General features: G+C 73.3%; 11 protein-coding genes and 1 pseudogene. 9 read left to right on the forward strand and 3 right to left on the reverse strand.

The genetic code is table 11. From position 1 onward, the window contains the following. Positions 1–2: 2 nt before the first annotated feature. Positions 3–971 (forward strand): aldo/keto reductase, encoded by a 969-nt coding sequence (locus G5V58_RS23720; RefSeq protein WP_165237853.1) that lies wholly within the window; start codon positions 3–5, stop codon positions 969–971. Here the strand turns inward: G5V58_RS23720 and G5V58_RS23725 are convergent. Further along, positions 965–2,215, reverse strand: a complete 1,251-nt coding sequence (locus G5V58_RS23725; RefSeq protein ID WP_230486909.1) for an MFS transporter — start codon at positions 2,213–2,215, stop codon at positions 965–967. The genes G5V58_RS23720 and G5V58_RS23725 overlap by 7 nt on opposite strands. Further along, the gene (locus G5V58_RS23730) at positions 2,212–2,799 is read right to left on the reverse strand and encodes an ArsR/SmtB family transcription factor (RefSeq protein WP_165237855.1); all 588 of its coding nucleotides are present in this window, start codon (positions 2,797–2,799) and stop codon (positions 2,212–2,214) included. The genes G5V58_RS23725 and G5V58_RS23730 overlap by 4 nt, the downstream gene beginning before the upstream one ends. 118 nt (positions 2,800–2,917) lie before the next feature. Between G5V58_RS23730 and G5V58_RS23735 the strand changes: the two genes are divergently transcribed. Genes G5V58_RS23735 through G5V58_RS23750 form a run of 4 tightly spaced genes read left to right on the forward strand, consistent with a single transcriptional unit; the run spans position 2,918 to position 7,836 of the window. Then, positions 2,918–3,985, forward strand: coding sequence for a PASTA domain-containing protein (locus tag G5V58_RS23735; protein WP_165237857.1), 1,068 nt, complete (start codon positions 2,918–2,920; stop codon positions 3,983–3,985). A gap of 28 nt (positions 3,986–4,013) precedes the next feature. Further along, positions 4,014–6,470 (forward strand): circularly permuted type 2 ATP-grasp protein, encoded by a 2,457-nt coding sequence (locus G5V58_RS23740; protein WP_165237859.1) that lies wholly within the window; start codon positions 4,014–4,016, stop codon positions 6,468–6,470. Then, a complete protein-coding gene (locus tag G5V58_RS23745) occupies positions 6,470–7,351 on the forward strand; it encodes a transglutaminase family protein (RefSeq protein WP_196240534.1) in 882 nt (293 codons plus the stop codon). Before G5V58_RS23740 ends, G5V58_RS23745 begins: the two co-directional genes overlap by 1 nt. After that, the gene (locus tag G5V58_RS23750) at positions 7,348–7,836 is read left to right on the forward strand and encodes a GNAT family N-acetyltransferase (protein WP_230486910.1); all 489 of its coding nucleotides are present in this window, start codon (positions 7,348–7,350) and stop codon (positions 7,834–7,836) included. The genes G5V58_RS23745 and G5V58_RS23750 overlap by 4 nt, the downstream gene beginning before the upstream one ends. On the opposite strand, the gene G5V58_RS23755 is transcribed toward G5V58_RS23750, so the two are convergent. After that, entirely contained in the window at positions 7,833–7,988 is a 156-nt protein-coding gene (locus G5V58_RS23755) for a hypothetical protein (protein ID WP_165237861.1), read from the reverse strand. The genes G5V58_RS23750 and G5V58_RS23755 overlap by 4 nt on opposite strands. A 41-nt stretch (positions 7,989–8,029) precedes the next feature. On the opposite strand from G5V58_RS23755, the gene G5V58_RS23760 reads away from it, so the two are divergent. The 4 genes and pseudogenes from G5V58_RS23760 (at position 8,030) to G5V58_RS23775 (ending at position 12,748) form a co-directional block, all read left to right on the forward strand. Further along, positions 8,030–9,049, forward strand: a complete 1,020-nt coding sequence (locus G5V58_RS23760) for a zinc-binding metallopeptidase family protein (protein WP_165237863.1) — start codon at positions 8,030–8,032, stop codon at positions 9,047–9,049. 31 nt (positions 9,050–9,080) lie between these two features. Next, positions 9,081–10,037 carry a glutathione S-transferase family protein gene (locus G5V58_RS23765; RefSeq protein ID WP_165237865.1) on the forward strand — a complete coding sequence of 319 codons (957 nt, stop codon included), beginning with the start codon at positions 9,081–9,083 and terminating at the stop codon, positions 10,035–10,037. A 177-nt stretch (positions 10,038–10,214) separates the two neighbouring features. Continuing rightward, positions 10,215–11,519, forward strand: a pseudogene (locus G5V58_RS23770) (APC family permease); the annotation flags it as partial. Positions 11,520–11,920: 401 nt separating this feature from the next. Further along, a complete protein-coding gene (locus G5V58_RS23775; protein WP_230486911.1) occupies positions 11,921–12,748 on the forward strand; it encodes a cation diffusion facilitator family transporter in 828 nt (275 codons plus the stop codon).

A 12,748-nucleotide genomic window follows, 5' to 3' on the forward strand; every position in this document is an offset into this window, starting at 1 on the left:
ACATGGAGCAACGCACCCTCGGTCAGGGGCTCACGGTGTCGGCGCAGGGACTCGGCTGCATGGGCATGAGCCAGTCCTACGGCGAGGCCGACGAGGCCACCTCGCTCGCCACGCTGCGCCGGGCCCTCGAGCTCGGCGTGAGCTTCTGGGACACCGCCAACGTGTACGGCGACACCGGCCCCGGCGGCTTCGGGGCCAACGAGCGGCTGCTGTCGCAGGTGCTGGCCGACCACCGCGACGAGGTCACCCTCGCGACCAAGATGGGCATCGAGGGCATCGTCCCGGACGGGCCCACCCGGTTCCGGATCGACGCGAGGCCCGAAGCCGTCCACCGCCGCTGCGACGAGTCGCTGGAGCGGCTCGGGACCGACCGGATCGACCTGTACTACCTGCACCGCGTCGACCCGGACACCCCGATCGAGGAGACCATCGGCGCGATGGGCGAGCTGGTGGCGGCCGGCAAGGTCCGCCACGTCGGCGTCTCGGAGGTCACCGCCGAGCAGCTCGAGCGGGCGCACGCCACGCACCCGATCACCGCCGTGCAGAGCGAGTGGTCGCTGTGGACCCGCGACATCGAGCCCGAGGTGCTGCCCACCGCGCGCCGGCTCGGGGTCGGCCTCGTGCCGTTCTCCCCGCTCGGGCGCGGCTTCCTCACCGGCGCGCTGTCCGGGCAGTCCTTCGAGGGCCGCGACTCCCGCGCGCGGATGCCGCGCTTCAACGAGGAGAACCTCGAGGCCAACCAGGCGATCGTGGACGAGGTCCGCGCCGTGGCCGACGCCCACGGCGTGCGGCCCGGCCAGGTCGCGCTGGCCTGGGTCCAGCAGCAGGGCGACGACGTGGTGCCGATCCCCGGGACCAAGCGCACGGCGTACCTCGAGCAGAACGTCGCCGGTCTCGACGTCCACCTCACCGCCGACGAGGTCGAGCGGCTGGACGGACTGGCCGCGCAGGTCGCCGGCGCTCGTTACTGAGCTGAGGCTCCGGCGGTGACCGCGGGCTCGGGACGCCGGTCGAAGTCGCGCCAGCGCGGGTCGACCGCGGGCAGCATGGTGACCACGAAGTAGGCCACCCCGGTCAGGGCCATGGCCGCGCCGAGGCCGACGCCGCCCACGAGGAAGCCGCCGACCAGCCCGCCCAGCGGCATGAGGGCGAAGCAGGCCGCGGTGGACAGCGAGCTCACCCGGCCGACCAGCGCCGGGGGGATCCGCTCGTAGATGACCGCGCCCAGGATCGGGTTGAGGAACCCGGCCGCGAAGCCGGCCACCACCGCTACGGCGAGGACGCCGACGAGCGGGGTGTCCCAGGCCATGACCAGGAACCGGGGGAGCCCGGTGACCAGGAAGCAGGCCAGGTAGGTCGCGTAGCGCGGCAGCCGCTCGCCGTACGCCGCCGCGAGCAGCGAGCCGACCGCCGAGGCGCCGGAGAAGGTCGCGAAGAGCAGCCCGACCGCGGCCGCGCCGCCGGCGCGCTCGACGCCCCACACCGGCACCATGACCGCCGACCAGGCCAGGTCGAGCAGGTTGGTGAGCGCGACCATCACGGTGATGCCGACGAGCACCGGGTCCGAGCGCAGGAACCGCCAGCCCTCCCGCAGCTGCTCGAAGTACGGCGCGTCGTCGGTCGGGGCGTCCGGGTCGTCCTCGGCGCGGGTGCCGGCCGGCAGCGCCCAGGCCAGCAGCAGGGCCGAGACCCCGAAGGACACGGCGTCCACCGCCAGCGCGTTGGCCGCGCCGAGGACGGCGACGAGGCCGCCGGCCAGGGCCGCGCCCAGCATCGAGGCGGTCCGCTCGACGGTGCTGCTCAACCCGGTGACGCGCTCCATGGGCACGCCCGCGGTGGTGGCCAGGGTCGGGGCGAGCGAGGCCTTGGCCGCATCCCCCGGACCGCGCAGCGCGCCGGCCACCGCGACCAGGGCCAGGAAGGCGGGGAAGGACAGCATCCCGGCCTCGTGCAGCAGCGGCACCGAGCCGACCACGAGCAGCGAGGCCCAGTCGCAGGTGAGGGCCACCCGACGCGCGCCGACCCGGTCGATCACCGGCCCGCCGAGCACCTTGAGCACGACCAGCGGCAGCATCTCGGCCACCGCCACGAGCCCGGTCTTCTCGGGGCTGCCCGTGGTGGTGAGCACGAAGAACGGCAGCGCCACCATCGAGACCCGCGTCCCGACCAGCGACATGCCCTCGGCGGCCAGCCAGCCGTAGAGCGGCCGCCTCACGACGTACCCCCCGCCGGTCCGCCCGGGCGCGGGAAGCCGTGGAACATGATCGTGTAGGGCACGCCGGAGGCGTCGTCCTCGGGAAGCTCCTCCTCGGCCTCGAACTCCTCGATGATCGCCGAGACCCGCTCGATGAGCCGGGTGGCCTGCTCCGGGGCGAGCCGGCAGCGCCAGTCCGAGAGCGTGCTGGCGTTGCGCCACTCGTCGCTGAGCGTGGCCCGCTCCTCCACCATCTGCTGGAGCATCTGCGTGTAGACCACGACCACCGTCTGCAGGTAGGCGTCCAGCGCCTCCTGGTCCTCCGGCTCGGTCAGGATCTCGAAGTCGGTCCGGGTCGACGCGTGCGCTGCGCGCCACCAGCGCTCGCGCCCGTTGCCGCGGCCCTCGTCGTCGACGATGAAGCCGTGCTGGGCCAGCTGGCGCAGGTGGTACGACGTCGCGCCGGTGTTGAGCCCCAGTCGCGTGGCCAGCGCCGTCGCGGTGGTCGGGCCCTCGGTGCGCAGGATGCCCAGCATGCGCAGGCGCTGCGGGTGGGTGAGGGCCCGGAGCTGCTGCGGTGTCGGGGTGATCGAGCTGGTGTCCATGATCGCCACCATATCTTTGCAAAGAGACGTGTGCAAACAGTTCTTTGCGGTCGTGAGGCAGGGGTGATGGCCCGGACGGACCATCGACGCACGGCGGTCCTGACCGCAGACTCCTCCCATGCCGATCCCGCGCCTCGTCCGCGCCTGCCTCGTCCTCTCCGTCGCCGCCGCCGGCCTCGCCGTCACCGCCCCCGCCGCGCAGGCGCAGGCCACCCGGACCTGGGTCTCCGGGGTGGGTGACGACGTCAACCCCTGCTCGCGGACGGCGCCCTGCAAGACCTTCGCCGGGGCGATCAGCAAGACGGCGTCGGGCGGGGTCATCAACGTGATCGACGACGGCGGCTACGGCGCGGTCACCATCACCAAGCCCATCACCATCGACGGCACGGGCCACCTGGCCTCGATCCTGGTCGTGGGCACCCCCGGGGTGACCATCAACGCGCCGACCGACGCCCAGGTCGTGCTCCGTGACATCGACATCAAGTCGACCAACACCGGGGAGGGGACCTGTGGCGCCACGACGGGGGTGAACATCATCGGCGCGGCGTCCGTGCGGCTCGACGACGTCCGGATCGCCGGCTTCACCACGGCCGTCGGCGGCAGCTTCGCCAACAGCCCGGTCGACGCCTTCCTCGACCTGTCGGTCAACGATGCCCGCATCAACGACAACTGCACCGCCGGCATCGGCCTCGCGCCCGCGGCCGGTCACGCGGTCCGGCTGGCCCTGGACAGCAGCACCATCACCGGCTCCAACACCGCGCTCAGCGTCGGCGCCGGGGCCGAGGCCTGGGTGAGCAACACCCGGATGTACCTGAACAACACCGGCCTGGACCGGCCCGGGGGGACGATCCACTCCGCCTGCGGCAACCAGGTCGCCGGCAACGCCACCGACGGCACGTTCACCGACGACCTGTGCGGGAAGGTCACGACGCCCACGACCACGCCGACCACGCCGCCCACGACCACGACGCCGGCCCCCGCCCCGACGTACTGCACGGTGCCGAGCCTGAAGAAGAAGAGTGCCGCCCGGGCCGGGGCCGCGCTGACCGCCGCTGGGTGCACGCTCGGCAAGGTCACGAGGAAGCACGCCGGCACGAAGCTGCGCGGCAAGGTCATCACCCAGGCCGTCGAAGCCGGGATCGAGGTCAAGCCCGGTACGGCGGTCGGGGTGGTCATCGGGAAGTAGCCGCCTGGCGGCGTGACAGGGTTTGCCCGTGACCGTGCTGCGCGACTACGCCGCGGCGCTCGCGCAGCCGCTGCTCGGCGACGAGCGGCCACGCCACGACGAGGTGGTCGCGCCGGACGGGACACTGCGGCCGGCGTGGAAGGGCATCGCGGAGGCGGTCGTGCGGGTGACCGCGGCGGACCTGCGGCGCGCGGACGGCGACATCGTGGCCATGCTGGCCGACGACGGCGTGACCTACGGGCGGCCGGGCGAGGGGCCGGGGCCGTGGCGGCTCGACCCGGTGCCGCTCATCGTGGAGGCGGCCGAGTGGGCGCGGCTCGAGGTGGGGCTGGCGCAGCGGGCCGAGCTGCTCAACGCCCTGCTGGTCGACCTGTACGGCGAGCAGCGGCTGCTCGCGGAGGGCGTGGTGCCGGCCGCGGTGGTCCTGGGCCACGCCGGGTTCACGCGGGTGGTGGCCCGGCCCGGGGCCGTCGACCCGCGGCCGCTCGTGCTGTGCGCGGCCGACCTGGGCCGCGACGCCGACGGCGAGTGGCGCGTGCTGGCCGACCGGGCGCAGGCGCCGTCGGGGCTGGGCTACGCGATGGAGAACCGGCGGGTGGTCTCCCGGGTGCTGCCCGAGCTCTACCGTGACGCGGGGCTGCACCGGGTCGAGCCCTACTTCGCCGCGCTGCGCTCGGCCCTGCTGCAGTCCGCGCAGGGCGACCGGGCCGACCCGCGCGTGGTCGTGCTGTCGCCGGGGACGCACTCGGAGACGGCGTACGACCAGGCGTTCGTGGCCTCGGCGCTGGGCTTCCCGCTGGTCGAGGGCAGCGACCTGGTCGTCCGCGACGGCTGGGTCCACCTGGAGGGGCCGGGCGACCGGCTGGAGCGCGTGGACGTGATCCTGCGCCGGGTCGACGCGGCCTGGAGCGACCCGCTGGAGCTGCGCGGCGACTCGCGGCTCGGGGTGGCCGGCCTGGTCGAGGCGGTGCGCCGCGGGCGGGTGCGCATCGTCAACGGGCTCGGGTCCGGCGTCCTGGAGAACCCCGGCCTGCTGCCCTTCCTGCCCGCGGTGTGCGAGGCGCTGCTGGGCGAGCAGCTGCGGCTGCCGTCGGTGCGGACCTGGTGGTGCGGCGACCCCGACTCGCTGGACCACGTGCTGGGCCGGCTGGACCGGCTGCGGGTCCGGACCATCGACGGACCGGTGCCGGCGGCGAGCCGCAAGGAGCTGGAGACGCGGATCCTCGCCGCGCCGTACCGGTGGGTCGGGCAGGAGCAGCTGCCCCTGTCCCAGGTCCCGGTGTGGGGCGAGGCCGGTCGGACCTCGGGCCAGGCCACACCCGCCCCGGTCACGCTGCGGACCTTCACGCTGCGCTACGGCTCGGCGTACCGACCGATGGCCGGCGGGCTCGCCACCCTCGGCGAGCTGCGGACCAGCAAGGACGTCTGGGTGGTCAAGGGCTCGCCCACCGACCCCGACCAGGGGCTGGCCGACGTGCTGCCGATGACCAGCGCGCGCTCGGTCAGCGTGCTGGTGCCGCGGGTGCTGGAGGACATGTTCTGGCTCGGGCGCTACGCCGAGCGCGCGGAGGACATGCTGCGGCTGGTGCTGACCGCGCACGCGCACAGCGAGGACTACCGCACCCGGCCGCGCAGCGCCGGTGGCGCGAGCCTCGAGGTGTTCCTCGACGCGGTCCGCAGGCTGGCCGGACCGGGCCAGGAGGACCTCGACGAGGAGTTCCGCTCGCTGCTGCTCGACCCCGACCGCGACGGCTCGGCGGCCCAGGCGCTGGCCCAGCTGCGCGACGCGCTCCAGGGCGTGCGTGACCAGCTCTCCGGCGACACCTGGCGCGGCTTCGGCACCATCGACCGGGCCACCGCGGCGCTGGTGGGCTCGCGGCACAGCCACCAGGTCGCCGAGTCGGCCGGCCGGATGCTCACCGGCGTGCTCGCGCTCCAGGGCGTGACCGCGAACATGATCCGCGACCCCGCCTGGCACCTCATCGGAGCCGGCCGCCACCTCGAGCGCGCGCTCCAGCTGTGCCACCTCCTGGCCGCGACGGCCACCGTCCGCCGCGGCCTCGACGTGGACCGCGACGTGCTCAACGGCGTGCTCACCGTGGCCGAGAGCGCGGTCACCCACCGCCGGCGCTACCGCGGCTACGTCCGGCCCGCGCCCGTCCTCGAGCTGCTGCTCAGGGACCCCGACAACCCGCGCTCGCTCACCTTCGCGCTCGCCGAGCTCGGCCGGCACCTGGCCGCCCAGCCCCTGTCCACCGGCTCGACCCGGCCCGAGCGCCTGGTCTCGGAGCTGGCCGAGCAGGTGGCCGGCACCGACCTCGGCACCCTGGTCGCCCTCGGCGGCGCCGAGCGGCCCCACCTCGCGTCGTTCCTGGCCACCACGCTCACCGCGCTGGGCCGGGTCGGCGACGCGGTGCACGAGCAGTACCTCGAGTCCGGCCCCGCCCCGCGTCCCCTCGCCCTGGCCGGCCGGGAGGTGTTCTGATGCGCTACCGCGTGCGCCACCTCACGACCTACACCTACGACGATGAGGTGACCGATTCGCTCGGGGTGGCCCACCTGGTGCCGCGCGCGCTGCCGTGGCAGCACGTCGCGGCGTACGACGTGACGACCCGGCCCGGCGCCTCGGACCTGCGCCACGACACCGACTTCTACGGCAACACCGCGACGTGGTTCCAGGTCACCGAGGCGCACAACCGGCTGGTCGTGGAGGCGACCAGCGAGGTCGACGTCACGGCGCCCGAGCACGACCCGGCGCGGCTCGCCCAGCCCTGGGAGGCCGCCCGGCCCCTGGTCGTGCCCACGGCGCCCGGGGCCTGGCGGGCCACGGACTTCGCGCTGCCCTCGGCCTCGGTCGACCAGGTGCCGGCCGCGACGGAGTACGCCGCCGCGTCCTTCGCCCCCGGCCGACCGCTCGGCGACGCGGTGCTCGACCTGGTCCACCGCATCCACGCCGACTTCGACTACGACAAGACCGCGACCACGGTGACCTCCCGGGTTCGCGAGGTGCTGGCCTCGCGGGCCGGGGTGTGCCAGGACTTCGCACACCTGGCCCTGGCCTGCTTCCGCAGCCAGGGGCTCGCCGCACGCTACGTCAGCGGCTACCTGGCGACCGAGCCCGCGCCCGGCCGCGAGCGGGTGGTCGGGGCCGACGCCTCGCACGCCTGGGTGGCGGTGTGGCTGCCCGGCCCGGACGGCGGCGCGTGGCTCGCGGTCGACCCGACCAACGACCACGAGGTCGGCGACCGGCACGTCACGGTCGCGTGGGGCCGCGACTACTCCGACGTGCCCCCGGTCAAGGGCGTCATCGTCACCGAGGCCTCGGACTCCAGCCTCGAGGTCAGCGTGGACGTGGCGCCGCTGTGAGCCGGCCGCGGGTGGAGGTGCGCGTCGACGACCTCACGGGGACGGAGGTGCGGGCCCTGCTGGCCGACCACCTGGCCGGCATGCACGCCACCAGCCCGGCCGAGAGCGTGCACGCCCTGGACCTCTCCGGGCTGCGGGGCCCGGACGTCACCTTCTGGTCGGCCTGGGTCGGCGACGACCTGGCCGGCTGCGGAGCGCTCAAGGAGTTGAGCGCCACGAGCGGCGAGGTGAAGTCGATGCGCACCGCACCGACCCACCTGCGCCAGGGGGTCGCCGCCGCCGTCCTCGAGCGCATCGTGGCGACCGCGCGCGAGCGGGGGTACGACGAACTGCTGCTGGAGACCGGCCACGGACCGGCCTTCGACGCCGCGCACCGGCTCTACGAGCGGTTCGGCTTCGCGCCGTGCGGCGCCTTCGCGACGTACGAGGGCGACGACCCGTTCAGCCGGTTCTTCCGGCTGGGGCTCGCCCGGGACGGGGGCTAGGGCCGGGGGTCGGTCGGCGGCTCGATCTCGGGCTGGTCCGGGGCCACGCCGGGGTCCTCGCCGGGCTGGAGGGGCTCGGTCGGGATCGGGGCCGGGTCGCCGCTGGGGACGACCTCGGGGTCGGGCTGGGGCTCACCTGGTGTCGTGGTCATGGCCGCCGGTACCCACGGGCCCCCCGGGTACCGGGCCGCCCGTGAGGTCCTACCGCTGCCGGGTCTGCGACAACCCGCTGCACTTCGAGAACTCCTCGTGCGTCTCGTGCGGGACCGCGCTCGCCTACAGCCGCGAGGAGCGGGCGATCGTGCCGGTCGACCACCTCTCGCGCTACCTCGACCAGAGCGGGCTGGTGTGGCACCGGTGCCGCAACCTCGGGCTGCACGGGTGCACCTGGCTGTCGCGCTACGAGGGCGGTCAGTGCTTCGCCTGCGACCTGACCCGCACCCGACCGAACGACGAGGACCCCGAGGGGCTGGCGAACTACCCCGCCGCCGAGCGGGCCAAGCGGCACCTGCTGGCCGAGCTGGACACCCTCGGCTTCCAGGTCGTGGGCAAGGACACCGACCCGGACAACGGCCTGGCCTTCGACCTGCTCTCCAGCGTCCACGAGAACGTGACCATCGGCCACGCCGACGGGGTCGTCACCATCGACCTGGCCGAGAGCGACGACGCCTACCGCGCGCGCGTCCAGCAGGACCTGGCGGAGCCCTACCGCACCATGCTCGGCCACTTCCGGCACGAGGTCGGGCACTACTACGAGTGGCAGCTGGTCCGCGGCGACCTCATCGAGCAGGCGCGGGCGCTGTTCGGCGACGAGACCGCCGACTACCAGGCCGCGATCGACCGGCACTACGCCGACGGCCCGCCCGCCGACTGGGCGTCGTCCTACATCAGCACGTACGCGACCATGCACCCCTTCGAGGACTTCGCCGAGACCTGGGCGCACTTCCTGCACATCAGCGACACCGTAGAGACCGCCGCGGCGTACGGGCTCACCGCGGTCGCGCCGGTGACGGCGTTCTCGAGCTTCCGTGACGTGGTGGCCGGGATCTGGGTGCCGCTGTCGATCGCGCTCAACATGATCAACCGCTCGATGGGCAAGGACGACCTCTACCCCTTCGTCATCCCGGCGCCGGTGCTGGACAAGCTCGACTTCGTGGCCGCGCTGCCGCGGACCGTGCCCGCCCCGGCCCAGGCCACCCGGTCGGACGGTTGAGGCTTCAACCGTCACGGGTACCGTCCGGGCTGTGAACGAGGACGACAGCAAGAAGACGGGCGGCTCGTTCGAGCGGGACACCGACTACATCCCGGACCGGATCACCCACGAGGGGCGGCGCCCGGAGCACGGGCCCGCCGACGTGCCGCTGTGGCCGGTCGAGGCCGGTCGCTACCGGCTGGTCGCCGCGCGCGCGTGCCCGTGGGCCAGCCGCGCCATCATCGTGCGGCAGCTGCTGGGCCTCGAGGACGTCATCTCCCTCGGGCTGTGCGGGCCGACCCACGACCTGCGCAGCTGGACCTTCGACCTCGACCCGGGCGGGGTGGACCCGGTGCTGGGGATCGAGCGCCTCCAGCAGGCCTACTTCGCCCGCTTCCCGGCGTACCCCAAGGGGATCACCGTGCCCGCGGTCGTCGACGTGCCGACCGGGCAGGTGGTCACCAACGACTTCCCGTGGATCACCCACGACCTGTTCTTCGAGTGGCGCGAGTTCCACCGCGAGGACGCACCCGACCTGTGGCCGGCCGAGCTCCGCGAGGAGATGGAGGCGGTGATGAAGCGGGTCTACACCGAGGTCAACAACGGCGTCTACCGCTGCGGCTTCGCGAGCAGCCAGGATGCCTACGACGCGGCGTACGACCGCCTGTGGACCGCGATGGACTGGCTGGAGGAGCGGCTGGCCGACCGGCGCTACCTCATGGGCGAGACGGTCACCGAGGCCGACGTGCGGCTGTTCACCACCCTGGTCCGCTTCGACCCCGTCTACCACGGCCACTTCAAGTGCAACCGGCAGAAGCTGACCGAGCTGCCGAACCTGTGGCGCTACGCCCGCGACCTGTTCGCCCTGCCGGGCTTCGGCGACACCGTCGACTTCGACCAGATCAAGACGCACTACTACTCGGTGCACCGCGGCATCAACCCGACCGGCATCGTGCCGCAGGGCCCGGACCTGAGCGTCTGGACGGAGCCTGCTGGTCGTCACTCGTAACGCGCCCGAGACGTCGAGGGGCTGTCGCCCGCGCTGGTTGCGTCCTACGGTGTCCTCCGTACGACGGTCGGCAGACGACGCATTCGGGAGGCAGAGACCTTGACGACGACGGAATCCGAAGAGCGAGCGAGCAAGGGGCTCAAGCTCGGGGCCATCGGTCTCGTGGGCAGCATCGTCGTGGGCATCGCGTCCACGGCGCCGGCCTACTCGCTGGCCGCCACCCTGGGCTTCGTCGTCACCACCGAGAACGGCTCCGGGATCGTCGGCACCAAGGCGCCGCTGATCATGGTGCTCGCCTTCGTCCCGATGTACCTCACAGCCGTGGCCTACGCCGAGCTGAACAAGGCCGAGCCCGACTGCGGCACCACGTTCACCTGGGCGGCCCGGGCCTTCGGGCCGCGCGCCGGCTTCATGGGCGGCTGGGCGATCATCATCGCCGACATCATCGTGATGGCGAACCTCGCCCAGATCGCCGGCTCCTACTCCTACTCGCTGTTCGGCTTCGACTCGCTGGCCGCCAGCGTCTTCTGGAGCACGGTGGCCGGGATCGTCTGGATCGCGGTCATGACCTACATCTGCTACCGCGGCATCGAGGTCTCGGTGCGTCTGCAGTACGGCCTGCTGGGCATCGAGATCGTCACCCTCGTCGCCTTCGCCGTGTTCGCCATCGTCAAGGTGTACGCCGGCTCGGCGCCGGTCGGGATCAAGCCGTCGTGGGACTGGATCTCGCCCAGCGGGCTGACGGCGTCCGGGCTGGTGACGGCCACGCTGATCGCCGTCTTCATCTACTGGGGCTGGGACACGGCCGTCGCGACCAACGAGGAGGCCGACGACCCCGCCACGACGCCGGGCCGCGCGGCCGTGATCTCCACGGTGCTGCTGCTGGTCATCTACGCCCTCGTGGCGGTGGCCACCATCGCCTTCGCCGGCATCGGCGAGGAGGGCATCGGACTGGGCAACCTCGACAACGCCAGTGACGTGTTCGCCGCCATGGGCGACGCCGTGTTCGGCGGCGGGGCGGTCGGCTGGATCATGGTCCACCTCCTGGCCATCACCGTCCTGACCTCGGCCTCGGCCTCGACCCAGACCACGATCCTGCCGACGGCGCGCACCAGCCTGTCGATGGCGGTGTTCAGGGCCGCGCCGTCGCGGTTCGCCCGGATCCACCCGAAGTACCTCACGCCGACCGACTCCACGATCTGGATGGGCGGCGTATCGATCTTCTTCTACGTCGGGCTCACCCTGATCAGCGAGAACATCCTCGCCGACACCATCGAGGCGGTCGGGCTGATGATCGCCTTCTACTACGGCCTCACCGGCTTCGCCTGCGTGTGGTTCTACCGCAAGACCATGTGGTCGAGCCCGCGCGACATCGTCATGCAGGGACTGTTCCCGCTGCTCGGCGGCACGATCCTGCTCGTCGCGTTCGTGTGGGCCGCCAAGCTGTACGCCGCGCCGGACTGGGGTGCGGGCGGCACCCACATCGGCGGCGTCGGCGGCGTGTTCCTGCTCGGCATCGGCTCCCTGCTGTTCGGGGCGGTGCTGATGTTCGTGTGGCAGGCCCTGGCCCCGGAGTACTTCCGCGGCGAGACGCTGCCCAAGCGGGACTCCTCCGACCTCGTCCTCGTCGGCGGGGGCGGCAAGCCGACCGGGCTGCGGCTGCCCGACAGCGTCGAGCGCACCGTCATCGCCCCGGACCTCTCGAACCTCCCGCCCGGGCAGACCGCGGTCGACCCGCGGACCGGGGAGCGCTTCGTCGGCGGGGGAGGACAGGCCGCCCTCCTAGGCTGGGAGGCATGGGCCACGACCACAGCCACGCCGCGGGCCGGGCCGCCGACCGCGGCCGGCTGCGCATCGTGCTGCTGGTCACGGCCAGCGTCCTCGTGCTCGAGGTCGTCGGCTGGCTGGTCACCGGGTCGCTGGCGCTGCTCGCCGACGCGGGCCACATGGCCACCGACGCCGCGGCGGTGGTGCTCGCCCTCGGGGCGTCGTACGTCGCGTCGCTGAGGGGCGGCGAGCGCTCGACGTTCGGACTGCACCGCGCCGAGGTGCTGGCCGCACTGGTCAACGCGGTGGTGCTGATCGTGGTGTGCGCCTACCTGTTCTGGGCGGGCATCTCGCGGCTGGGCACGCCCGAGGACGTCGACGCCGGACCGATGGTGGCCTTCGCCGCGGTCGGCCTCCTGGCCAACGCGATCTCCATGGGCGTGCTCTCGCGGGCCGAGCGGGGCTCGCTCAACATGCGCGGCGCGATCAACGAGGTGCTGGCCGACCTGGTCGGCTCGCTGCTCGCCGTGGTCGCCGGCCTGGTCATCTGGACGACCGGGTGGACCCGGGCCGACGCCGTGGCCACCCTGGCCATCGCCGTGCTCATCGTGCCGCGGGCCTTCACCCTGGCCCGGGACGCCACCGTCGTGCTGCTCGAGATCGCCCCGGCCGGGCTCGACCTCGGCGACGTGCGCACCCACCTGCTCGACGTGCCCGGTGTCACCGACGTGCACGACCTGCACGCCTGGACCATCACCAGCGGGATCCCGTCGCTGTCGGCCCACGTCACCGTGACCGACGCCTGCCTGGCCCAGCGCGGCGTCGGGGCCACGCTGGACGAGCTCAGCCGGTGCGTGGCCGACCACTTCGACGTGCACCACGCGACCTTCCAGGTCGAGCCGGTCAGCCACCAGGCCCACGAGGACCTCGGCGAGGTGCACTGA

Origin of the sequence: Nocardioides anomalus (assembly GCF_011046535.1) — a bacterium.
Classification (GTDB): domain Bacteria; phylum Actinomycetota; class Actinomycetes; order Propionibacteriales; family Nocardioidaceae; genus Nocardioides; species Nocardioides anomalus.

Bases quoted from the DNA above. Each gene is read 5' to 3' on its own strand.
- G5V58_RS23720 (WP_165237853.1), top strand. From the start codon at position 3: ATGGAGCAACGCACCCTCGGTCAGGGGCTCACGGTGTCGGCGCAGGGA.
- G5V58_RS23730 (WP_165237855.1), bottom strand. From the start codon at position 2,799: ATGGACACCAGCTCGATCACCCCGACACCGCAGCAGCTCCGGGCCCTC.
- G5V58_RS23735 (WP_165237857.1), top strand. From the start codon at position 2,918: ATGCCGATCCCGCGCCTCGTCCGCGCCTGCCTCGTCCTCTCCGTCGCC.
- G5V58_RS23745 (WP_196240534.1), top strand. From the start codon at position 6,470: ATGCGCTACCGCGTGCGCCACCTCACGACCTACACCTACGACGATGAG.
- G5V58_RS23755 (WP_165237861.1), bottom strand. From the start codon at position 7,988: ATGACCACGACACCAGGTGAGCCCCAGCCCGACCCCGAGGTCGTCCCC.